Source organism: Kribbella sp. NBC_01484, assembly GCF_036227145.1.
Taxonomy (GTDB): Bacteria; Actinomycetota; Actinomycetes; order Propionibacteriales; family Kribbellaceae; genus Kribbella.
In genome coordinates, this window is record NZ_CP109437.1 from 4,542,118 (window position 1) to 4,564,022 (window position 21,905).

Below are 21,905 nucleotides of genomic sequence, written 5' to 3' on the forward strand. Positions count from 1 at the left end.
TCGGTGGGGCGGCAATTGTGATGGGCCGGGCGTCCGGCCGGGGCGAGGTGTGCGGAGCCGGAGAGCGATTGCCCAGGGGCTGGGCGGATGGGGCCGGCGGCCGTAAGGTACTTACTTAACTTCGTGAAGCATTGGGACGAGGCGTTGACATCTGAGCTGGCGAGATAAATAGTTCCGTCCTGAAATCAATCAGAAAGCAGAGTGAATCAACAGTGTCGAACATCGAGGTGCTGCAGCTCCGGGCTGCCGGCGTCAGCCTGGTGCTGGACTGCTCTGGTCCGGCCCTTCCGTCCGTCCTGCACTGGGGTGCGGATCTGGGTGAGTTGACCGAGAAAGCTCTGCTGGAACTGAGGCGTGGCGCCGGCGCGGTGCAGGACGGCAACGGCCTCGACGACAACCAGCCGATCGCGATCGTGCCGGAATACGCCGCCGGCTGGTTCGGGCTGCCGGGTCTGAGCGGCCATCGCGACGGTCAGAACTTCTCCGCGAGCTTCCGGCTGACGAGCGTCGCGCGCTCCGACAACACTGTGCAGGTCGACGCCGCTGATCCCGAGGCCGGTCTGACGATCCGCCTGATCATCGAGCTGACCGACAGCGGCCTCGTCCGGGCCAAGGCGGACCTCACCAACACCGGCGCGACGCCGTACACGGTCGATGGTCTGGTCCTCGCGCTGCCGGTCCCGACCGAGGCGACCGAACTGCTCGACCTGACCGGCCGCCACATCGGCGAGCGGCACCCGCAGCGGCACGCATTCACGCAGGGCGCGCACATTCGCGACAACCGTCGCGGCCGCACCGGCGCCGACGCCACTCTGCTGCTGATCGCCGGCGCGCCCGGCTTCGACTTCCGCACTGGTGAGAGCTGGGCCGTGCACACCGCCTGGAGCGGCAACCACCGCTCGTACGCCGAGCGCGGCATGAGCGGGTACGCCGTGATCGGCGGCGGCGAACTGCTCCTCCCCGGCGAGGGGCGCGTGCAGCCCGAGGGCACCTACAGCACGCCGTGGATCTACGGCTCGTACGGCGTCGGCCTCGACCAGCTGTCCGCCCGTTTCCACGAGTACCTCCGGGCCCGGCCGAACCACCCGCGCACCGAGCGTCCCGTCGTACTGAACACCTGGGAAGCCGTCTACTTCGACCTCGACCTGGACAAGCTGAAGGCGCTCGCGGATGCGGCCGCCGAGGTCGGGGCCGAGCGGTTCGTGCTCGACGACGGCTGGTTCCGCGGCCGGCGCGCCGACCACGCCGGGCTCGGCGACTGGTACGTCGACGAGGGGATCTGGCCGAAGGGTCTGCACCCGCTGGTCGACCACGTCCGCGGTCTCGGGCTGCAGTTCGGGCTGTGGGTCGAGCCGGAGATGGTGAACCCGGACTCCGACCTGGCCCGCGAGCACCCGGACTGGATCCTTGCCGCCGGCCACCGGATGCCGCCCACCGCGCGGCACCAGCAGGGGCTGAACCTCGGCGTCCCGGCGGCGTACAACTACATCCTCGAGCGGCTCGACAGCCTGCTGACCGAGTACGACATCGCGTACCTGAAGTGGGACCACAACCGGGACTTCGTTGACGGCGGCAACCAGCTGACCGGTACGGCGGGTATCCACGAACAGACCCTGGCCGTGTACCGGCTGATCGACGAGCTGAAGCGCCGGCACCCCGGTCTGGAGATCGAGTCGTGCTCGTCCGGCGGCGCCCGGGTCGACCTCGGCATCCTCGAGCGCACCGACCGGATCTGGGGCAGCGACAGCAACGATGCGCTCGAGCGGCAGACGATCCAGCGCTACACCGAACTGCTGCTGCCGCCCGAGCTGATCGGCTGCCACGTCGGCCCGCCGCGGGCGCACACCACCGGCCGCACCCAGGCGCTGTCGTTCCGCGCGATCACCGCGCTGTTCGGCCACTTCGGCATCGAGTGGGACATCGCGTCCGCCTCGCCGCAGGAGCGTGAGGAGCTGGTCGGCTGGGTTGCCCTGCACAAGGAACTGCGGCCGCTGCTGCACACCGGCAAGGTCGTCCGCGCCGACCGCGGTCCGGAGGACTTCCTCCTGCACGGCGTGGTCGCGCCGGACGGCTCCCGCGCGGTGTACGCCGCCGTACAGCTGACGCAGTCGGTCACCTCGGCGGTCGGCCGGGTCCGGCTGCCCGGGCTCGACCCACGGCGAACCTACCGCGTCAGCAAGACCGCGACACCCGGACCCGAGTCGCGGACGGCACCCTGGTCTGCCAACGGTGGAAGTGTGGAACTGAACGGTGCCGCCCTGGCCTCGGTCGGGGTCCTGCTCCCGGCTCAGTGGCCCGAGAACGCGATCTTGCTGGATGTGACCGCGATCGACTAGCCCGGTCGATCGCCGACCAAGAAGGAGATCCCCGTGACCGTGACGACCAATGCACCGCCCCATCAGCAGAACCGTCGCGGGGATCCGGAGGCGCCGAGTCGGCGGCGAAGTCTGGGGGACCTGAAGGTCGCGATGATCTTCCTGGCCCCGGCGACCCTGGGCTTCGTCGTCTTCTACATCTGGCCGACCCTGCGCGGCGCCTACCTGAGCTTCACCGAGTACAGCCTGCTCTCCGCGCCGCAGTTCAACGGGCTGGACAACTACCGCCGGATGGTCCAGGACAGCTTCTTCTGGAACGCCCTGGCGGTCACGGTCGAGTACGTCGTGATCAACATCGGCGTGCAGACGGTCCTGGCGGTCGTCATCGCGATGCTGATGTACCGGCTGACCAAGTCGATCACGGTCCGGGCGGCGATCCTGCTGCCGTACCTGGTCGCGAACGTGGTCGTCGCGCTGGTCTGGTACTGGATGCTCGACTTCCAGGTCGGCATCGTGAACCAGGGCCTGCACTGGATCGGAATCGACCCGGTCGCGTTCTTCGGCGACTCGCACTGGGCGATCCCGACGGTCGCGGGCATCAACGTCTGGCGGCACATGGGCTACACGGCCCTGCTGGTGTTCGCCGGGCTGCAGACGATTCCGGCGTACGTCTACGAGGCGGCGGAGGTGGACGGATCGACCGAGTGGAAGACGTTCTGGCGGATCACGCTGCCGCTGTTGCGACCTGTTCTGGTGATGGTCCTGGTGGTCACCATGATCGGGTCGTTCCAGATCTTCGACACCGTCGCGGTGACCACTCAGGGCGGTCCGATCAACGCGACCCGGGTCATCTACTACTACATCTACGAGCGGGCCTTCACCCGTTTCGACTTCGGGTACGCCTCCGCGATGGCTCTGGTACTGTTCGCGATCCTCGCGCTGGTCTCCTTGCTGCAGCTCCGCCTGCTGCGCGCGAAGGAGAGTGATCTGGCATGAGAAGGAAGGAACTCAACGTCGGCCGCACCGTCGCCTGGATCTTTCTGGTCGTGCTGCTGATCGTCACGCTGTTCCCGCTCTACTGGATGTTGCGTACGGCGCTGTCCGACAACACCCAGCTCCCCGGCCACCCGAGCTCGCTGCTGCCGGTGGAGACGACCCTCGGCGCGTTCAAGCGGGTGCTCGGATTGTCGACGATCGAGGAGGCGCAGGCGCAAGGCGGGTCCGGTGCGGCCGTCAACTTCTGGCTGTACCTGCGCAACTCGTTGGTCGTGGCAACGATTACGACAGTCTGCCAGGTGTTCTTCAGCGCGATGGCGGCGTACGCGTTCGCCCGGCTGCGCTGGCCCGGCCGGGACAAGGTGTTCGCGCTGTTCCTGGCCGCGCTGATGGTGCCGCCGATCTTCACCACGCTGCCGAACTTCGTGCTGATCAAGAACCTCGGGCTGCTCAACAGCTTCGCCGGCATCATCCTGCCGGGGGCGTTCATGACGCCGTTCGCGATCTTCTTCCTGCGCCAGTTCTTCCTCGGCATCAACCGGGAACTGGAGGAGGCGGCGATGATCGACGGCGCCGGGCACCGGCGGATCTTCTTCGGCCTGATCATCCCGATGAGCGCGGCGCCGATCGCCACCCTGGGGATCCTGACCTACATCAACTCCTGGAACGACTACTTCTGGCCGCTGCTGGTGGGTCAGCAGGAGAACGTCCGGGTGCTGACTGTCGCGCTCGGGGTGTTCCGGTCGCAGACTCCACAGGGTGGGCCGGACTGGGCCGGGCTGATGGCGGCGACGCTGATCGCGGCACTGCCGATGATCGTGCTGTTCCTGGCGTTCGCCAAGCGGATCACCAACTCCATCGGCTTCTCCGGGATCAAGTGAGGTATCCGATGAAACTCTCGAGAAGGACGTTGCTGAAGGCCGGACTGGCCGGACTCGCCGCGTCGGCGGTTGCCGGGTGCAACAACGGCGCCGCCGCGCGTGGTCAGGGTGAGGTCATCTACTGGCTGTGGGACTCGGCCCAGCTGCCGATGTACACCGAGTGCGCGAAGGTGTTCCACGAGCAGAACCCGCAGTACAGCGTGAAGATCGAGCAGTACGGCTGGAACGACTACTGGTCGAAGCTGGTGACCGGGTTCATCTCCGACACCGCGCCGGACGTGTTCACCGGGCACTCGTCGAAGTATCCGCTGTTCGCCGACAAGGGCCAGGTGCTGCCGATCGATGACTATGTCGCCAAGGACAATGTCGACCTGAGCATCTACCAGAAGGGACTCGCGGATCGCTGGATCGGGGCCGACGGCAAGCGGTACGGCCTGCCGAAGGACTGGGACACCGAGGTCTACTTCTACAACAGCGCGTTCACCGAGGCGGCTGGAATCAGCACCGAGCAGCTGAACTCGATGACCTGGAACCCGCAGGACGGCGGCACGCTCGAGCAGATCATCCGCCGGCTGACGGTCGACTCCAAGGGGCGCCGCGGTGACCAGCCGGGGTTCGACAAGGACGACGTCAAGGTCTACGGACTCGGGTACGCCGACGCCGGCGGTGGCGACGGTCAGACCAGCTGGAGCTGGTACGCCGCGATCAACGGCTGGAAGTACTCCGAGGGCGAGCCGTGGGGGACCAAGTTCTTCTACGGCGACCCGAAGTTCACCGACACGATCGGATGGTGGCGCGGACTCATCACCAAGGGGTACATGCCGACGTACGCGCAGGCGAAGTCCGGGGTGGACGTCACCACGAGCTTCGGCGCGGGGAAGTACGGGATGACCCCGAACGGCTCCTGGATGCTCGGGACCTACGGCGGGCTGAAGCAGGTGAAGACCAAGCTGGCCAGGCTGCCGATCGGCCCGATCGGGAAACGGATGTCGATGATGAACGGTCTCGCGGACACCATCTGGGCCGGTACGACCCGGCGGGAGGCGTCGTGGGCCTGGGTGAAGTTCCTCGGCTCGCAGACCGCGCAGGACATCGTCGCCAAGGCGGGTGTGGTGTTCCCGGCGGTGGTCGCGAGCATGCCGGCGGCTAAGGCGGCGTTCGCGAAGAACGGCTGGGACGTCACGCCGTTCCTGGAGCCGGTCGAGGCGGGGAACGTGTTCCCGTACCCGGCCAACCCGAACGCGGCGGACGTGACCGCGGTGATGACGCCGGCGATGGACGCGGTGATGTCGTTCGAGGCGGATCCGGGGTCGCTGAGCAAGGCCAACAACGATGTGAACAAGATCCTCTCGGCCAACGCCTGAGGGTTTACCCGGGGCCCGCCTACGCCCGGGGGAGTACGTCGTACTGCGTCGCACGGCGCAGTGTGCTCCTCCGGGGGTAGGTGAGGTGTCGCCGCCCGGGCGACGCGGTGAGGGTGGTTCGAACGACAACCTTGGTGCAATCGCAAGAACCACGAGCACCGAGGAGTGTCATGAGCGACGAGAGGCCGGGCGGACCGATCCGCATCGGCGACAGCGAACGCGAGGACGCCGTCAAGCGTCTGGGCGAGCACTACGAAGCCGGTCGCCTCAGCGCCGAGGAACACGCCGAGCGCGTCGGCCGTGCATTGGAAGCGAAGACCGACACCGATCTGGCCGCGTTGTTCAGCGACCTGCCAGAAGCACACAAGGCCGGCCGGCAGCAGGCCGGCCCGACAGGTCCGAGTTCGCCGTTCGGGGGGCCGCGGCCGGAGTGGGCGGCGGCTCGTGGGCGGATCGGCAAGCTGCCGGTCCCGTTGCTGATCGCGCTCGGCGTGGTCGGGGTGCTGGCGTCGATCGCGTGTGTGACCGGAGCCGGGCATCCGCCGGTGCTGCCGATCGCGCTGATCGTGGCTGCGGTCGTCGTCATCCGCAAGCGGCGGATGGAGCGGCGGGCATGAGGGCCGTCTACCGGGTGCTCGGGCAGTTGATCGCGGTGGCGGTCGTCCTGCAGGTCGCGTCGATCGCGCTGAGCGGATTCACCATCGCCAAGGACGCCGACGACGGGACGTCGATCGGGGCGGACTACAGCAACTTCGGGCAGGCCTACCACAGCATCGCCGGGATGGTGATCGGACTGCTCGCGCTGGTCTTCCTGATCGTGTCCTTCCTGACCGATGTTCCTCGCGGCCGGATGCTGGCCGGGATCGTGGTCGGCCTGGTCGTCGTCCAGTTCCTCCTCGCGGTGGTCTCGTTCGGGGTGCCGGCGCTCGGAGTCCTGCACGGCATCAACGGTCTGGTGATCGCCGGTGTGGCGGGTGCTGCTGCGCGACGGGCCGTCGTACCGAAGCAGACTGTGGCCAGTGCCTGAGCCGAAACCGCGCCGTTGGCGGGGCCGGCTGGTCGCTCTGGGGATCGCCCTGGCGGTACTCGTACCGCTGGGGTATCTCTGGGCGACCAGCCTCGTCCCGGGCTCGTACAACGCGGCCGAGATGGGGTACGCCGACTACGGTGGCGGGTCTACAGACGGGCACGCGCACCACCACGGTGCGATGAGCGTCAAGGACCTGACCGGGCCTACCACCGGTACGCCGGACGTCGCGGTGACGCTGATCGCGCGGAAACAGAAGTTCCAGCTGGCCAGCGGCGAGACCGTCGACGGCTACACGCTCAACGGGACGTCGCCGGGCCCGCTGATCCGAGCTCGCGTCGGCGAGTTGGTCCAGGTGACTCTGGTGAACGAGTCCGTGCCCGACGGTGCCACGCTGCACTGGCACGGGATCGACGTGCCCAATGCCGAGGATGGGGTCGCCGGCGTGACGCAGGACGCCGTACCGGTGGGTGGGAAGTTCGTGTACCGCTTCAAGGCCGAGCAGGCCGGAACGTACTGGTATCACTCGCATCAGGTGTCGAGTGATGAGGTGAAGGGCGGACTGTTCGGGGCGATCGTGATCGCACCGTCGGCGCCCGGCGAGGTCGTGGCCGCGATCCATACGTACAACGGGAAGCGGACGATCAACGGGCGGACGGGAAGTGGCCGCGTCGATCTCCCGGCGGGTACGACGGCGCGCGTGCGGGTGATCAACACCGACAACGCGATCTTGCGGGTCGGCCTGCTCGGGACGCCGTACAAGGTGGTCGCGGTGGACGGGCGGGACGTTCATGGGCCGAGTTCGGTCACCGCGGCGTACCCGCTGGCTGCTGGGGCTCGGGTGGATCTGGAGGCGGTCGTTCCGGCCGGTGGGATGCGGTTGGTGGCGGGTGCCGCGGCGACGTCGCTGGGGATCGGTCCTGGTGACGCTCCGACCGGCGAGTTGCCGGGGGAGACGGTTGATCTGCTGACCTACGGCACGCCGGCGCCGCTCGGGTTCGATCCGGCTCGCGCTGATCGGAACTTCGAGTACCGGATCGGGCGGCGGCCCGGGTTCCTCGACGGGAAGCCGGGGTTGTGGTGGACGATCAACGGGCACAAGTTTCCCGACGTACCGATGTTCATGGTTGCCGAGGGCGACATTGTCCGGATGACGATCTCCAACACCAGCGGCCAGGCGCATCCGATGCACCTGCACGGCCACCACGCCGTCGTCCTGTCCCGCAACGGCGTCCGCGCCACCGGCTCACCCTGGTGGATCGACACCCTCGAGGTGGGCAACAAGGAGACCTACGAGATCGCCTTCGTCGCCGACAACCCCGGCCTCTGGATGGACCACTGCCACAACCTCCCCCACGCCGCCCAGGGCCTGATGACCCATCTCATGTACGAAGGCATCACCACGCCGTACCGGATCGGTGGGGATGCGTCGAACACCCCGGAATAGTCAGGTTTGCAGGCCGGTGAGCAGCGTGCGGACGATGCCCGGGATCTGCTCGGCGAGGGCTTCGCGCGAGACGCCGGCGACGACCGCGCTGAAGCCGAGCATGAGCGCCGGGCCGATGATCAGGTGGACCGCGGGCTCGATGTCGAACGCCCCCAGGCGTCCGAGTCGCTGCTCGCCGGCGAGGTAGTCGGCGATCGGGCGATGCATTCGTTGCGGGCCGTACGGCTGCTGATGGATCCCCTCGATATAGCCCTGCAGCAGGGCAGGTTCGGACAGCAGGCCGGCCGCGGTCGGCAGGGTATCGGCGACCAGGTCGACCGCGGCTTGCGCATAGACGATCAGATTGTTCTCGACCGACCCGGTGCCGGGTGCCGGCAGGTCCGTTTCGAACTGCGTCAGGGACCCGGCGTGCCGCCGTACCAGAGCGGCGACCAGGAGTTCGTGCTTGCCCGCGAAGTAGTTGTACAGAACTCCGTCGGAAACGCCGGCAGCGCGGGCGATGTCGCGGGTGGTGATGGTGCCGACCTGCCGCTCACCGAGGAGTTTCCCGGCGGTGTCGATCAGGTGCTCGCGCAGCGCGGTGGCCGGGTCGTCGTCGACCCGGCCCCGTACGGCTCTGGCACGTCTAGGAGACATCGCGCCTAACCGTAGTCGACACGGCCACGACCGCGAACAACAGTGCGTACCCGGCGAGCACCAGGCCCCCGCCCCACTGGGGCAGCAGATCGACACCCGGCGCGGGCACGTCTTCCAGGGCGAGGCCGCTGTTGAACGGCAGCCAGCGGTCGAAGCCTCCGACCAGCTGGCCGACGATGCCTTCCACCAAGGCGATCCAGGCGAGAGCCAGCGCGACCGCGCCGACGAGATTGTGGACGAGTGCGCCCAGGCCCACACCGATGGCGGCGAAGCAGGCGTTCCAGATCACGCATCCGGCCAGGGTTCGCCAGAGCGCCGCGTCCGACAGGTCGAGTGAGCTGCCCTTGCCGGCAAGCCAGACAGCCGTCGCCGCGAAGGCGACCAGTGAGCTGACGAGACCGAACCCCGCACCCGCGGCCGCGTACACCACCAGCTTGGCGGTGATCACCCGCTCGCGCCGCGGCGTCCCGAGATAGGTGTCGGTGATCGTCTTGTGGCGATATTCGCCCGCGACGCCGACGATGCCCAGCACCAGGGAGAACATCGAGACCAGGCCGGCATGCGCCACGGCACGCAACGGGGTCTGCGGATCGCCGAGGTCCGCGCCGCTGACGAAGAGCCCGCTCACGCCGGCCAGCACCACCACCTGCGCCGCGGCCAGGAGGAGCAGTGGGCTGCGGATCGTGCGCAGCTTGAGAAACTCGTTCTTGATGCCGACCATCAGTCGCTCCTTCACTGTGAGCTGGTCAGGTTGAGGAAGGCGATCTCCAGCGAGTCCGCCCCGAGGTCGTCGAGAGCGCCCGCGAATCGCAGCCGCCCCTCGTGCACGATCACCACCTGTTCGACTGTCTGCGCCACCTCGCTGAGCACATGGCTGGAGACGAGGATCGCGTGCCCTTCCTTTGCCTGTGCCCTGAGTAGGTCACGCAGCCAGGCGATGCCGGCGGGATCGAGTCCGTTGGCCGGTTCGTCGAGGATGAGTACGTCGGGATCTCCCAGCAGCGCCGAGGCCAGACCGAGGCGTTGCCGCATGCCCAGCGAGTAACCGCCCACCCGGCGATCCGCAGCCTCGGTGAGGCCGACCAGCTCGAGCATCTCCTCCACTCGGCCGGCCGAGACGCCGGCCGGCTGGGCGAGGATTCGAAGGTGATCCCGGGCACGGCGCCCCGGGTGGAAGCTCGTTGCCTCCAGCAACGCTCCGACCACGCTGCGCGGGCGGCTGAGCTCGTCGTACCGGCGGCCGCCGATCAGTGCCTCTCCGGAGGTCGGTCGGACCAGGCCGAGCGCCATCCGCAGAGTCGTCGTCTTGCCGGCACCGTTCGGGCCCAGGAAGCCGGTGACCTTCCCGCCCGGTACGTCGAAGGTCAGGTCGTGGACGGCTCGCACCGAGCCGAAGTCTTTCGTCAGCCCGCGGACCGACAGCTCTGTCATGGTTCGCCTCTTCTCATTATGAGCGATTGTTCATGAACGCCTGCTCATGAGCGTACGCTCATAACCGTCCAGAGCCAAGAGAAGGCCCATCGCCGCCCTCCACGACGAGCACCTGGCGCGGAGCATGCCGGTGCAACAGGTGGTGGTGCTGTCGGTCCACGAGGACAAGTGGTCGAAGTCCCGAGACGTGACGATTGTGGTCGCGGCACCCGGAGACGGCGTGGCGGTGGAGATCGACGGTGCCGACCAGCTCGACCGACTCCCGGCGGTTGGCGATCGGATCGGTGTGCACGTCGATCCGGACGACCCGTCGAACGTTTTGGTGGCCGACGCGGACTGGACCGTCCACTGGTACGTCTACCCGTTGTTCGTCCTCGCCGCACTGGTTGGTGCCGGTCTGTGCTTCATGTTCTTCTTCTGACGCTCAGGACGCTTGCTGGGCCACCGGGGTCTGCGTCAGGTGCATGGCGGCGATGCGGGCGCAGGCGGCTTCGATGGCGGCTCGTTGGGTTTCGTAGGAGCCGTACCAGAGCGGGTTGTCCGGCTGTGGGTCGAGTTCGTCGTCGATGTCGGCGTACCACTCGCCGGCGGTTCGGAAGATCCGCGCGTGCAGGTGGATGTCCGTGCCCAGTTCGTTCACCGCACCACTCCTGGAGTGAGACCGTGTACCTCTTCAGGATGTGACGCAGGTACGCCGGAATCGGCGACCGACACGCGGGTTTCAGGTGACCAGGACGGTGATCCGCTGGGCGGTGTTGTTGGCGAAGCCGCCGCGGTTCCAGTCGGCCTCGATGGGTTGCTCGCGGCCGCTGGCGTCGTACGCGCGAACCGTGAGCACATGCTCGCCCGCTGTGGCCTCCCAGTCGTAGGCGAAGGCCCGCCAGGCGAGCTCGTCGTTGCCGAGGGCATCCAACGTGGCCTCGTGCCAGTTCACGCCGGCGTCGGTGCTGACCTCGACCCGTTCGATCGGCGCCCAGCCGGACCAGGCCCGGCCGAACAGCGGAACGGTGCCAGCGGCAACGAACCGGTGCCGGCTCATGAAGTCCGGGAAACCCGGCGGGACGAGCAGCGCCCGCGGCGCGATCCGCGTCACCGCCTCACCGGGATCGTCCGCGTCCTTCCGGATCCGGTACGCGACCGCGTTCTGGAACCCGTCGAACTCGTGGTCGATCAGCTCGATCGACCGCAGCCATTTCACGCTCGCCATCCCGTACCACCCCGGTACGACGAGGCGCAGCGGATAACCGTGTTGCGGCGGCAGCGGCTGCCCGTTCATCTCCCACGCCACGATCGCGCCCGAGTCGATCGCCTCCGTCAGCGAGAGACCGCGCTGGTAGTCCTGCTCAACCCCACGCTCCACACCGTGATCCGCGCCGGTGAACACGACGTCCACGGCGTCCTCACGAATCCCGGCCGCCCGCAGCAGATCGGACAACGGCGCGCCGGTCCACTCCGCCGTACCGACGGCTTCGGTCAACCAGGGCTGGCTGATCGGCCGCGGGTGCAACGCGGCCCGACCGTTGCCTGCGCACTCCAAAGTCACCCGGACGGTACGGCGTCCCATCGCACGCAACTCGGTCAGCCCGAACGACAAGGGCTCCTCGACGCAGCCGTCCACCTCGAGTCGCCAAGTGCCCGCATTGGTTGCCGGGATGTCGTAATGCACCAGGACGTAGTGCAGTCCCGGCGGCGTCACGTCGTACCGCAGGCTCTCCAACGGCATCCCGTGATTTCGCGCCGCCAGTTGCAACTCGTCCCCGGTGATGCCCTCACCGGTGTCCGCCAACCGCCCCCGCACACTGAACTGCTCGATCGACATCGCACATTCCTCCCCTTGGCATCAGCCTAGAGGTCCGGACCGGCTACAACCACCCGTTGTCGAGGGCGATGCGGGCGGCTTCGGCCCGGGTGCGGGCGCCGGTCTTGCCGATGGCGGCGGAGAGGTGGTTGCGGACGGTGCCTTCGGAGAGGTGGAGCTCCTTGGCGATGTCGGCAACCGTGCCGCCTTCGCGGGCGGCCCGCAGTACGTCGGATTCGCGGCCGGTGAGCGGGCTCGTACCCGCGACCAGGGTCTCGGCGGCGAGTGAGGGGTCGACCACGCGGAGCCCTTGGTGCACCCGCCGTACGGCGTCTGCCAGCTGGGTCGCCGGGGTGTCCTTCACGACGAAACCGGCCGCACCGGCCTCCATCGCGCGGCGCAGGTACCCGGGCCGCCCGAAGGTGGTCACCATCAGCACCCGAACCCCCGGTACGGCGGCCCGCAGCGCGGAGGCGGCCTCGATCCCGTCCAGTCCCGGCATCTCGACGTCGAGCAACGCGACGTCCGGCTTGGTCGCCCTCGCCGCCTCGATCACCTCGTCGCCGCGGCCGACCTCGGACACCACGTCCAGGTCGGGCTCGAGATCCAGCAAGGCGGCCAGCGCTCCACGGACCAGCGCCTGGTCGTCGGCGATCAGCAGTCGAATGCTCACGGGCCCACCCTGACAGCTAGCCGGAAACCGCCACCAGGCGCCTGGCCGACCTGCAGACTCGCGCCGGCCTGGTCGGCCCGCTCGCGCAACCCCACCAGCCCGTGCCCGGAGGCGCCTCCGCCGGGCGTCGGGCCCTTCCCGTCGTCCAGTACTTCGATCTGCGTGGCGTTGATCCGGATCGTGCAGCGCTTCGCGCCCGAGTGCCGTACGACGTTGGTCACGCCTTCCCGGACCACCCAGGCGAACAGTTCGCGGTTCTCCTCCGGTACCTCGTCCATCGCGGTCGGCAGGTCCGGCTTGATCTCGGCCGCCTGCAGCGCGGCCCGGGCCGACACCAGCTCACCCGCCAGGCTCAGCTCGCGATATCCGGCGACCGCGGCCCGGACATCGGCCAGGGCCGCCCGGGCCAGACTCTCCACATCGGCCACCTCGGCCGCGGCGCGCCCTGGGTTGGCCTCGATCAACTTGCCGGCCAGCTCGGCCTTCACCGTGATCACGGTGAGCGAGTGGCCGAGGATGTCGTGCAGGTCCCGGGCGAACCGGTTCCGCTCCTCCTGGACGGCCAGCTCGGCCATGTCCTTCCGGGTCGCGTTCAATTCGATACTGCGCTGGATCGCGCGCCGCAGCCCGAACACGGCCAGTGCGCCGAGGAAGATCGCGAACCCGTAGCTGCTGTCATCAGTCCAGCCCGGCACCAGCCGCATCGACAGTTCGGCCCCACCGAGCAGCAGCGCGACAATGACGACGGCGATCCGGACGTCGAGCGCCATCATCGCGATCGCGGCGATATAGACCAGGCAGGTGAGCGCCTTCTGACCGGCCGACGGGAGCATCAGGAAGCACAGGGCGAGCATCCCGGCCAGGTACACCAGCCGCTGCCAGGTCGGCAGCCCGCCGGCGCCGAGGCCGACCCAGCGGATCCAGCCGAAGAACGCGATATAGGAGAGCGCGAACAGGAAGAGGACGATCAGCCCCATCACCCGGGTCGCACCGTGGTGCTGGAGGATCTCCTCGAACGGCTGGGACAGGTAGAACAACCAGATCGCAGCCGCCAGCCAACCCCACCGGCCGGGCCCGGGCCGATCGCGGTCCAGGCCGTCCAGCAGGGTTGGCGGCGTCTTCATGAACTTCACGGTAGTGCCCCTCGATGGGCTCCCGCGCTCAGGCCCGCGCGGTGTCGGCGCGGAACCGGCGGAGGCCGATGAAGCCGAGGACCACGGTCCAGCCGAGCACCACCAGCAGCGCGTGGGTGTCCAGACCGCTCTGCGTCAGCGCGCTGCGTGAGGTCTGACTGGTCCAGTACGCCGGGGTCAGCTGGGCGATGTGCTTCATCGCCGACGGCATCTGGCTGACCGGCAACCACAGTCCGCCGAAGGCCGCGATCAGCATCGTGCTCAGTCCGGTGATCGGCTGCACGCTGTCCGGCTTGGCGACGTACCCGATGACCAGGCCGAGGGCGGCGAACGGCAGGGCGCCGAGCCAGGACACCAGCGCGACCGTGGCCCACTGGTTCATGCTCAGGTGCACGTGGCCGAAGGTCATCCCGGAGATGAAGACGACCAGCAGCGGCGGGATCGCCAGCAGCAGCGACAGGATCACCTTGTTGACGACGTAAGCCTGCGGCTTCAGTGGAGTGAGCCGGAGCGTCCGGTTCCAGCCGCCGTCGCGCTCGGCCGCGATCACACCACCGCTGCTCATCGCCGCGGACATCGAGCCGAACATCGCCATACTCACCATCACGTAGGCGATCGCGGAGATGCCGGCCTCGTTGGCGTCCTTCGGGATCGTCGTACCGAAGATCACGAACAGCACCAGCGGCATCAGGATCGAGAAGATCAGCACCCGCCGGTTCCGCAGCGTGCGGCGGATGTCGAAGATCAGGTAGTCGCGGTTCATGCCAGGCTCTCCCGTTCTTGAAGGTCACTGCCGGCGCTGATGGCCAGGACGGCGTCCTCGAGGTCGGCGGACGTTACTTCGATGTCGTGGGCTGATGTGTTGTCCAGCAGGTAGCGCAGGGTGTCGTCGGAGTTCGCGCACTGGAGCAGGACGACCTCGCCGCGGGTCTCGACGTTCCGTACGCCGGGGAGCGACGCAAGCGCCGCCAGGTCGGCACCGGGAACGGTCGCGCGGATGGTCCGGCCGGACACGCTCGCCTTGATCTGCGCAGCGGTGCCGTCGGCAACGACTTTGCCGTTCCGCATCAGCACCACGCGGTCGGCGTACGCGTCGGCCTCCTCCAGGTAGTGGGTCGCGAACAGGACCGTTCGGCCGCGCGCGGTCTCGTCGTGCATCGACGCCCAGAAGTCGCGCCGGGACTCGACGTCCATGCCGGTCGTCGGTTCGTCGAGGACGATCAGGTCGGGCTGCGGGATGATCGCCATCGCGAATCGAACCCGCTGCTTCTGGCCGCCGGACAGGCCCTTGATCGTCCGGCCCGTCAGGTCCGCGATCCCGGCCCGCTCGAGCGCCTCGCTCACCGGCATCGGCTTCTTGTGGAGGCCGGCCACGAGGTTCATCAGTTCGCCGACCTTGGCGTCCTCGATGATCCCGCCGCTCTGCAACATCACCCCGACGGTGCCCTGCGCGATCGCGTCGACCGGCGTCCCGTCGTACACCTGGACGGTGCCCTGGTCCGGCTTGACCAGGCCGAGCAGCATCTCGATCGTGGTCGACTTGCCCGCGCCGTTCGGCCCCAGCAACGCCACCACTTCACCGGACCGGATGGTCAGATCCACCCCGGCAACCGCCTGCACCGTCCCATATTTCTTGGTCACACCCCGCAGGCTGACCGCAGTCGTTGTCGTCATGCCCAAAGCTTCCCGTCGTACGCCGGGTAGCCCCTCGATCGACCGTCACGACCCACCCATGACATCCGTCAGCCACCCCTCAGGGTCGCCTCTCAGGGACGTGGGGACCAGAAAGGAGTCTTGTCAGGCGCGGTAGGTGGGGAAGTCGCGCAAGGGGCGGATTGATGTGGCCAGTGGGAGAGTGCGGGTGAAGGCGAACAGGACGGCCAGTGCCCACATGGCGGTTCGGATTCCGAAGGTGGTCGCCAACGCCCCGGCGGTCGCCGCGCCGAGTGGGGCTGTGCCGAAGACGAGGAACCGAGAGGACGCTATGACCCGGCCGAGCAGCTGAACGGGGACGTAGCTTCCGCGGAAGGTAGCGGTGATGATGTTCGAGACTGTGGAGCCGGTCAGCACCACGAGGGATCCGGCCGCGAACAGAGACAGCCGCCAACCGGAACCGGCTGCCGGAAGGAGCAGGATGAACGGCGCGATCGCGAGATTCGACACCAGGTAGGCGCGCGCGTTGCCGAAGCGCCGCACGATCCGGGAGGCGAGCACGGCGCCCAGGATGCCGCCGAGGCTGCTCGCACCGATCACCAGTCCCACGGTGCCGGGACTCGCGCCTTCGGTTCGCACCAGGTAGACGACACGCAGGGCGATCAGGCCCGTCATCGCGAAGTTGCCGATCGCCGCCATCACGGTCATCGCCACCAGGAAGCTCTCGCGCCGGATGAACCCGAAACCCTCAGCGATCTGACGGAACACGCTCAGATTGCCGACCCGGTCTCGCCGTGCCTCGGGTCCGGCCCGCAGGCCCGCCACGCAGGCAGCCGAGACCAGGAACGTCAGCGCGTCGATGAGGATCCCGCAGACCGCGCCAGCAGCGTGGGCCAACAGTCCCCCGAGGCCCGGGCCGGCGAGCTCGGCTGCCGACGCGCTGGTCTGCAGTTTGGAGTTGCCCTCGAGCAGGTCCCCAGGAGCCAGTAGATGGGGCAGAAAAGCGTTGTACGCCAGGTCGAAGAACACCTTGGCGATACCGGCGAGCAGCGCTGCCGCCAGCAGCATGCCCATGGTGAGTACTCCGGTCCAGGCCGCGATCGGGACACCGGCCAGCACCACCGCCGACACGAGATCGGCGGCCAGCAAGACGCGTCGACTTGGCCAACGGTCGACCCACGCCCCAGCCGGAAGCCCGATCACCAGAAACGGTACCCAGTTCGCCGCTGTCAGCAGCGCCACCATGCTGGTGTCTGCGTGCAGGGTGGACACCGCCACCAGGGGCAGGGCCACCGTCGTGATCGCCGAGCCGAATCCGCTGGTTGACTCACCGACCCAGAACAAGCCGAAGGTCCGTGTCCGCAGCAGACCGCCAACCGGCGTACGTCGTGGTGCGGGCGCGCGTTTGCGCGGGGCAACCGTCTCGGCGTTCATCCAATCGTCTTTTCTCTCGCTCCGGCAACGTCGGCAACGGTGCCGATTGCGCGTCAAGTTTCTGCGACGATCATCGAAGTTGCGACTGGTTTTCGGGCTCTCCTGTCGTTTCCGTGGGTCGCCGGCCCCGCCCGGCTTTGTGCACCGATCAAGCACCGAGTCGCCGCTGCAACGCCCGAGTGGCGCCCAGTCGCGGGCAGAACGACAACCACCACCAGCCGCCGCCAGCCACCACCAGCCGGCAGCAGCCGGCGCCGGACGGGGCGTCCGGGCCGGCGGCGGACGGGGGCGGCGGCGGACGGCGGACGGTGATTTCGGGCAGGAGCAGGAACCTGGCACAAGATGTCGGGACCTGGGGGACACGTCATGAGGTGTCCCAGGTCCCGACATGGTGTCCGCGCCCGCCAAAGGGTGCCCCGGACGGCGGACCCGAGAGCCGAACGCGTACTGGGTTGTCTGCTGGTGTCCGAGGGGAGAACCCCCAAGCCGAGGGGTTGTCCGGCTGTGTTGTCGGTTCGGTCGCTGCCTGATCTCGGCGGTGTTGACGCCGCCGTCGCGGGGATCGTTGCGGGTGCTGACCCGCGACACTCGCCAACCCCACCGTCAGCTCACCACCGGCCCCGGGTCCGAGCGTGATCGGGGCGGGACCGGGCCCGCTTGATGCGTGTGTCAGCACCGCGGGCTCGTCCCGAACCCTGGCCACACCGGGTTCGGCCACAGCACGATCGACTTTGTGCACCAGTTCTGTGCGTGGAGGCTGGCGCCGTACGGATCTCGTGCACAAAGTGACCGACCAAGCCGACCAGGCCGACCAGCCGACCGCGCGACCAGCCGACCAGCCGGCCGGGCGGCAGGGTGGCCGGGTGGCGGCGACCGGACGGGGCCGGCGGAGTTGTGTCGGTTGGGATGGGCCCTACGGCGCGGGCGGCCGCAGCGCGGCGATCGGGAGGTTCGGCGGTGGCTCGCGGACGTGGGAGCATGTCGTGCCGCCTCGGGGTCTACGTCGTACCGATGGGCGGCATCGTGAAATCTAGTGTCGGGTTGCTAGGGGTTTGCCTGTGGCTGTGGATGATGTGCGGGATGCGTATGGCCGGTGGGCGGAGGAGTACGCCGACCGGTTCGCCTCGACGGAGGCTATGCACGAACTGGACCGCAAGCTGGTGTCTCAGTGGGCCGGTGGGATCACGGGCCGCATCATCGACGCCGGGTGCGGGCCGGGGCAGTGGACCGACTTTCTGAGCGGGCAGGGCTGTGACGTCGAGGGTGTCGATCTTGTGCCGCGGTTCGTGGACATCGCCCGCTCGCGGTTTCCCGCCGTTCCCTACCGTGTCGGGGAGCTGACGAACCTCGGCGTACCCGATCGCTCGGTGGCGGGGATCCTGTCGTGGTACTCGATCATCCACACCGATCCGGATGACGTGCCCCGCATCCTCGACGAGTTCGCACGGTGCCTGTGCGACGGTGGCAGTCTGCTGCTCGGCATGTTCGAAGGCGCCCAGGTCGAGCCGTTCGCGCACACCGTGACGACCGCCTACTTCTGGTCGGTCGAGGAGATGTCGCAGCGGCTGGCGGCATCGGGCTTTCAGGTCGAAGCGACGGTGACTCGCGCTGACGGGAAACGACCCCATGCCGCCATCGTCGCGCGGCGTGTAGCTGTCGATCGATAACGGACCTTCGGCGAGCGGCCGTGGGTCAGGTGGTGGCGGGGCCGAACCACCGGGAGAGATGGGTGACCAGGTCCTGCTGGTCTTCGCCGATCCAGGCGACGTGGCCGTCGGGGCGTAGGAGCGCCGCTGTGGGGATGTCGAGTTCCGCAGTGGTGTCGACGATGTGGTCGACCCGGTCTGCCCAGCCTTCGACCGAGAGTTTGCCGGCTTGGTCGAGGAGTAGACCTCGGCCGCTGTGCATCTGGGCGTAGAGGTGGCCGCGTTCGAGGTGTACGTCGCGGAGACGGCGACCGAGGAGTTCGTCTCCCGCTCCGAAGTCGTAGCGGATCCCGATCGCGGTGAGCCTTTCGACCAGGTAGCGGTGGACGTCGTCGAAGTCCATGAGTTGCGTCAACAGTCGGCGTACGGCCTGGGGACCTGGCTCGAGGGCCATCAGTTCCATCTGGGCGCGGGTGAGGTCCAGGACGTCGGCGGCGACCGGGTGCCGTTCGGTGTGATAGGTGTCCAGCAGGCCCTCGGGCGCCCAGCCGTTGACCTCGGCCGCCAGCTTCCATCCGAGATTGAACGCGTCCTGGACGCCTAGGTTGAGGCCCTGCCCGCCGGCCGGCGGGTGGATGTGGGCCGCGTCGCCGGCCAGCAGGACGCGGCCGGTCCGGTAGCGCTCGGCCAGCCGGGTGGCGTCGCCGAAGCGGGAGAGCCAGCGCGGTGAGTGCGCGCCGAAGTCCGTGCCCGCGGTCACTCGCAACTGCTGCTTGACCTCCTCGAAAGTCGGCGGGACCCGGGGGTCCTCGGCCAATCCCTCAGCGGGTACGACGACGCGGTAGAACCCGTCCTCGACGGGCGCGGTGCCGAACCGCAGCTGGGTCTTGCGGATCTCCTCGTTCGCTTCGGCCAGTGTCTCGGGCGACGCGGCCAACGCCATCTCTCCCAGGAGTGTCTCGACCGTGCTCGGCTCGCCGGGGAAGGCGACGCCGAGCAGCTTGCGCACCGTACTGCGGCCGCCGTCGCAGCCGACGAGATAGCGCGAACGCAGCTGCGTGCCGTCGGCCAGCTCGACGGTGACGCCGTCGTCGTCCTGGCTCAGCCCGACCAGTTCGCACCCGCGCCGGATCTCGGTGCCGACCTCGGCGGCGTGCTCGGCCAGCAGGCGGTCGGTCGTGGTCTGCGGGATGCCGAGGATGTACGCGTGCGCGGTGTCCAGCCGGTCCGGCGGCGGCTTGCGGATGCCGACGAACGCACCGACCGGGTACTGCTTCCCGAGGGCGAGGAACCGCTCCAGCAATCCGCGCTGGTCCATCACCTCGATGCTGCGCACGTGCAATCCGGTCGAGCGCTCGATCTTGGTCGGCTCCACGTCCTTCTCCACCACAACCACGTGGACGCCGTGCAGCCGCAACTCACTCGCCAGCATCATGCCAGTCGGTCCGCCACCGGCAATGATCACGTCAATCACGAAAAACCCCGATTCACCAGATTGGCTTCGTCCGCCAGTCACTCCGCAAGTCCTTTGTTTCTGCGGGTTTCTGACTCCGGCTGGTGATTCTCCAGCACGACCCGGGCCTTGCGGCAAGTCCCCAGGTGCGCTATATCCTGTATATGGCAAGGAGTTCGTGACTCCTTGCCTTTGTCGTGTCCGGCCCGACGACCGAAGGAATTTCGTTGCAAGCGACCGACGAGCTGGATCGGGCAGTCGACAGCGTGGTGGCGGCGCTCACGCCTGCGATTGATCGGGACTGGCAGACACCAGCGGGTTCGCTCGACTGGTCGTGCCGTTTCACCGCTGAGCACGTCGCGCATTGCCAACTGGCCTACGCGATGCAGCTCGCCAGCCGTGCTCCCTCGCACTACGTGCGCTTCTTCTCCCGCGCCATCGAGGACTCCACCACTGCCCAGGTTCTGGAACTCCTCGAGGCCTGCGGTCGCCTCTTGTCGGCCGTCGTACGCGCGGCACAGCCGACCGACCGCGGTTTCCATCCGTACGGCATGGCCGACGCCGAGGGAACCGCCGGCATGGGCTGCATCGAACTGCTCGTCCACGGCGGCGACATCGCGGCCGGTCTCGGCCTACCCTTCGCGCCGCCGTCGGACGTCTGTGCCTGGGTCCTCGCCCGCATGTTCCCGGACCGGCAGGCCGAGTGCGCGTCACTCGGCTCAGCAGACGTCGATCCCTGGGCCGCGCTCCAATGGGCAACTGGCCGGATCTCGCTCCCCGGACTGCCTGACGTCGGCAGCAAGTGGCGGTGGCACAGCGCACCACTCGCAGACCACTAGCCAACCTTCCGCTCTCAGTGCACTCATGCGAGGTGCGCGCGCAGGCGACGTACGTAGGGTTGGCGTTCTTCTGCGGTCGCTGGGTCGGGGAGGTGGGTGGTGTTGTAGAGGTTGTCACCGGGATACCGCGGGAAGACGTGGACGTGGTAGTGCCAGGCGTCCTGGTAGCCGGCTGGTTCGTTGTGTTGCCTGGTGGAGACGCCTTCGCAGCGATAGGTGTGACGAATGGCGATGGCGATCTCGCGGACGGCGTCGTGAACGGCATGGCCAGCGGGTGCCGGCAGGTCGTAGAGATTCTCATGGTGCGTGGTCGGCACCACCAGAACGTGTCCCCGGTTGTTCGGCCACCAACGCGAGGCGACGAACGCAAGTGCCCGGTCCGCCCGCAGGACGATGTCGTCTTGGCTGGTCAGGTGATCTTCGCCCCCGGACGCTAGCCGGCAGAACGGGCATTCGTAGTCAGCCGGCTCGTGATTGAACATTCAGGACGTCCGTTTGGGTCAGCGGGTGCGGAGGGTGTGGAGGCCTTGCCAGAGGAGGTTTTGGAGGGTGCGGGCAACCTTCTCGGGGGTGGGTGGGGTGGGGGTGCGGCTGCGCCAGATGGCCAGGCGTTCGGTGGCGCCGGAGATGCTTTGGGCAACGATCTCGATCTCCTCGTCGTCGGCGGTGCGGCCGGGCGGGAGGTTCATCCGGACCATCGTGGAGATGAGTTCGATGAAGGCGGCGCGGACCTCGTCGGTCGCGGCGGTGGCGGGGCCGGCGGCCGGGTTGGTGGAGAGCATGCCCTCGTCGATCAGGACCGACCACGCCTGCGGGTGGTCGTCGAGGAACCGGAACCAGGCGACGAATCCGGCGTACAGCGCGTCCTCGGGATCGCGGGCAGCCATCACCGCGTCGGCGACGGTCTCCAGCAGTTGAGTCCGGAGTCGCGCCAGGCAGGCGAGGAACAGGCCGTCCTTCGAGCCGTAGTACTGGTAGATCAGCGGCTTCGACACTCCGACGTCGGCGGCGACGTCGTCCATCGACGTGCCCTGATACCCCCGCTCGCCGAAGATCCGCTCCGCCGCCTCGAGGATCTCCCGTTCCCGCGCGGCCCGGTTGCGCCGCCGCTTCACCGGTACGTCGGCCGCCGTCTGGTCCGTGGTCGGGGTCACTTGCGTAGTCTAACTGACTCCGAGT

General features: G+C 68.2%; 23 protein-coding genes. 10 read left to right on the top strand and 13 right to left on the bottom strand.

Annotated elements, in window-relative coordinates:
• The first annotated feature begins 212 nt into the window (after positions 1 to 212).
• The 7 genes from OG555_RS22295 to OG555_RS22325 all read left to right on the top strand — a co-directional run bounded on the left by OG555_RS22295 (position 213) and on the right by OG555_RS22325 (position 8,030).
• Complete coding sequence (locus tag OG555_RS22295; RefSeq protein WP_329474451.1) at positions 213 to 2,336, top strand: alpha-galactosidase; 2,124 nt, start codon at positions 213 to 215, stop codon at positions 2,334 to 2,336.
• A gap of 33 nt (positions 2,337 to 2,369) precedes the next feature.
• Positions 2,370 to 3,311 carry a carbohydrate ABC transporter permease gene (locus tag OG555_RS22300; protein ID WP_329474452.1) on the top strand — a complete coding sequence of 314 codons (942 nt, stop codon included), beginning with the start codon at positions 2,370 to 2,372 and terminating at the stop codon, positions 3,309 to 3,311.
• Positions 3,308 to 4,192: a carbohydrate ABC transporter permease gene (locus OG555_RS22305; RefSeq protein WP_329474453.1), complete on the top strand. Its 885-nt coding sequence runs from the start codon at positions 3,308 to 3,310 to the stop codon at positions 4,190 to 4,192. Before OG555_RS22300 ends, OG555_RS22305 begins: the two co-directional genes overlap by 4 nt.
• A gap of 8 nt (positions 4,193 to 4,200) precedes the next feature.
• Positions 4,201 to 5,556 carry an ABC transporter substrate-binding protein gene (locus OG555_RS22310; protein ID WP_329474454.1) on the top strand — a complete coding sequence of 452 codons (1,356 nt, stop codon included), beginning with the start codon at positions 4,201 to 4,203 and terminating at the stop codon, positions 5,554 to 5,556.
• A 170-nt stretch (positions 5,557 to 5,726) separates the two neighbouring features.
• A complete protein-coding gene (locus OG555_RS22315) occupies positions 5,727 to 6,173 on the top strand; it encodes a DUF1707 SHOCT-like domain-containing protein (protein ID WP_329474455.1) in 447 nt (148 codons plus the stop codon).
• Positions 6,170 to 6,583, top strand: coding sequence for a hypothetical protein (locus OG555_RS22320; RefSeq protein WP_329474456.1), 414 nt, complete (start codon positions 6,170 to 6,172; stop codon positions 6,581 to 6,583). The genes OG555_RS22315 and OG555_RS22320 overlap by 4 nt, the downstream gene beginning before the upstream one ends.
• The gene (locus OG555_RS22325; RefSeq protein WP_329474457.1) at positions 6,576 to 8,030 is read left to right on the top strand and encodes a multicopper oxidase family protein; all 1,455 of its coding nucleotides are present in this window, start codon (positions 6,576 to 6,578) and stop codon (positions 8,028 to 8,030) included. The genes OG555_RS22320 and OG555_RS22325 overlap by 8 nt, the downstream gene beginning before the upstream one ends.
• On the opposite strand, the gene OG555_RS22330 is transcribed toward OG555_RS22325, so the two are convergent.
• From OG555_RS22330 to OG555_RS22340, 3 genes are read right to left on the bottom strand one after another with little or no spacing between them, the layout of a single operon-like run.
• Positions 8,031 to 8,666, bottom strand: a complete 636-nt coding sequence (locus OG555_RS22330) for a TetR/AcrR family transcriptional regulator (protein WP_329474458.1) — start codon at positions 8,664 to 8,666, stop codon at positions 8,031 to 8,033.
• Positions 8,656 to 9,387: an ABC transporter permease subunit gene (locus OG555_RS22335; RefSeq protein WP_329474459.1), complete on the bottom strand. Its 732-nt coding sequence runs from the start codon at positions 9,385 to 9,387 to the stop codon at positions 8,656 to 8,658. The genes OG555_RS22330 and OG555_RS22335 overlap by 11 nt, the downstream gene beginning before the upstream one ends.
• A gap of 11 nt (positions 9,388 to 9,398) precedes the next feature.
• On the bottom strand, positions 9,399 to 10,097 hold the full coding sequence (locus tag OG555_RS22340) for an ABC transporter ATP-binding protein (protein WP_329474460.1): 699 nt from the start codon (positions 10,095 to 10,097) through the stop codon (positions 9,399 to 9,401).
• Between the two features lie 124 nt (positions 10,098 to 10,221).
• Between OG555_RS22340 and OG555_RS22345 the strand changes: the two genes are divergently transcribed.
• Entirely contained in the window at positions 10,222 to 10,518 is a 297-nt protein-coding gene (locus tag OG555_RS22345; protein ID WP_329474461.1) for a hypothetical protein, read from the top strand.
• A gap of 3 nt (positions 10,519 to 10,521) precedes the next feature.
• Here the strand turns inward: OG555_RS22345 and OG555_RS22350 are convergent, their stop codons facing one another.
• The 7 genes from OG555_RS22350 to OG555_RS22380 all read right to left on the bottom strand — a co-directional run bounded on the left by OG555_RS22350 (position 10,522) and on the right by OG555_RS22380 (position 16,788).
• Positions 10,522 to 10,737, bottom strand: coding sequence for a hypothetical protein (locus OG555_RS22350; RefSeq protein WP_329474462.1), 216 nt, complete (start codon positions 10,735 to 10,737; stop codon positions 10,522 to 10,524).
• An 81-nt stretch (positions 10,738 to 10,818) separates the two neighbouring features.
• Entirely contained in the window at positions 10,819 to 11,916 is a 1,098-nt protein-coding gene (locus tag OG555_RS22355; RefSeq protein WP_329474463.1) for a sulfite oxidase, read from the bottom strand.
• 43 nt (positions 11,917 to 11,959) lie between these two features.
• Positions 11,960 to 12,568, bottom strand: coding sequence for a response regulator transcription factor (locus tag OG555_RS22360; protein WP_329474464.1), 609 nt, complete (start codon positions 12,566 to 12,568; stop codon positions 11,960 to 11,962).
• Positions 12,565 to 13,692 carry a sensor histidine kinase gene (locus OG555_RS22365; RefSeq protein WP_329474465.1) on the bottom strand — a complete coding sequence of 376 codons (1,128 nt, stop codon included), beginning with the start codon at positions 13,690 to 13,692 and terminating at the stop codon, positions 12,565 to 12,567. Before OG555_RS22365 ends, OG555_RS22360 begins: the two co-directional genes overlap by 4 nt.
• A 37-nt stretch (positions 13,693 to 13,729) precedes the next feature.
• Positions 13,730 to 14,464, bottom strand: a complete 735-nt coding sequence (locus OG555_RS22370; protein ID WP_329474466.1) for an ABC transporter permease — start codon at positions 14,462 to 14,464, stop codon at positions 13,730 to 13,732.
• On the bottom strand, positions 14,461 to 15,375 hold the full coding sequence (locus OG555_RS22375; RefSeq protein WP_329474467.1) for an ABC transporter ATP-binding protein: 915 nt from the start codon (positions 15,373 to 15,375) through the stop codon (positions 14,461 to 14,463). The genes OG555_RS22370 and OG555_RS22375 overlap by 4 nt, the downstream gene beginning before the upstream one ends.
• Positions 15,376 to 15,498: 123 nt before the next feature.
• Positions 15,499 to 16,788 carry an MFS transporter gene (locus OG555_RS22380; protein ID WP_329474468.1) on the bottom strand — a complete coding sequence of 430 codons (1,290 nt, stop codon included), beginning with the start codon at positions 16,786 to 16,788 and terminating at the stop codon, positions 15,499 to 15,501.
• A gap of 1,064 nt (positions 16,789 to 17,852) precedes the next feature.
• On the opposite strand from OG555_RS22380, the gene OG555_RS22385 reads away from it, so the two are divergent.
• Positions 17,853 to 18,455 (top strand): class I SAM-dependent DNA methyltransferase, encoded by a 603-nt coding sequence (locus OG555_RS22385; protein WP_329474469.1) that lies wholly within the window; start codon positions 17,853 to 17,855, stop codon positions 18,453 to 18,455.
• Between the two features lie 25 nt (positions 18,456 to 18,480).
• Here the strand turns inward: OG555_RS22385 and rox are convergent, their stop codons facing one another.
• On the bottom strand, positions 18,481 to 19,908 hold the full coding sequence (gene rox, locus OG555_RS22390) for a rifampin monooxygenase (protein ID WP_329474470.1): 1,428 nt from the start codon (positions 19,906 to 19,908) through the stop codon (positions 18,481 to 18,483).
• Between the two features lie 206 nt (positions 19,909 to 20,114).
• Here rox and OG555_RS22395 point away from each other — a divergent pair, with 206 nt between their 5' ends.
• Positions 20,115 to 20,726 (top strand): maleylpyruvate isomerase N-terminal domain-containing protein, encoded by a 612-nt coding sequence (locus OG555_RS22395; RefSeq protein ID WP_329474471.1) that lies wholly within the window; start codon positions 20,115 to 20,117, stop codon positions 20,724 to 20,726.
• A 23-nt stretch (positions 20,727 to 20,749) separates the two neighbouring features.
• On the opposite strand, the gene OG555_RS22400 is transcribed toward OG555_RS22395, so the two are convergent.
• Positions 20,750 to 21,208 (bottom strand): HIT family protein, encoded by a 459-nt coding sequence (locus tag OG555_RS22400; RefSeq protein ID WP_329474472.1) that lies wholly within the window; start codon positions 21,206 to 21,208, stop codon positions 20,750 to 20,752.
• Positions 21,209 to 21,226: 18 nt separating this feature from the next.
• Positions 21,227 to 21,880, bottom strand: coding sequence for a TetR/AcrR family transcriptional regulator (locus OG555_RS22405; protein ID WP_329474473.1), 654 nt, complete (start codon positions 21,878 to 21,880; stop codon positions 21,227 to 21,229).
• Between the last annotated feature and the right edge of the window lie 25 nt (positions 21,881 to 21,905).